Genomic DNA, 247 nt, shown 5'->3' with positions numbered 1-247 from the left:
TCGCCGAGTCGCGGCTCGAGGCCGCCGGTCAGCGGCTGGTCCGCCAGCAGCGCGTCGAGATACATCGGCGTCTCGGGCACGCGCACGCGGTGGCGTTTGGTCGAGACGGTCGAATGTAGGTAGGTGAGCGTCTCGCCATCATCGAGCCAGGCGCACTCGGGCATGAAGCTCTCGACGAGCTGGAGCACGCGGTTGGTGCGATCGACGAAGCCGCGCAACGCCTCCCAGGCGTCAACGCCCTTATCGG

General features: G+C 68.0%; 1 protein-coding gene. It reads right to left on the bottom strand.

Annotated features, from left to right (window positions below):
- Window positions 1-247: hypothetical protein (locus tag GTW08_RS04755; protein ID WP_161151467.1), on the bottom strand; the 247-nt coding region annotated here is incomplete at both ends.

The sequence above is a fragment of the Pseudonocardia sp. SID8383 genome (genome assembly GCF_009864975.1).
In the GTDB taxonomy this organism is placed as follows: domain Bacteria; phylum Actinomycetota; class Actinomycetes; order Mycobacteriales; family Pseudonocardiaceae; genus Pseudonocardia; species Pseudonocardia alni.
This window is presented reverse-complemented; position numbering and strand designations above follow the sequence as displayed.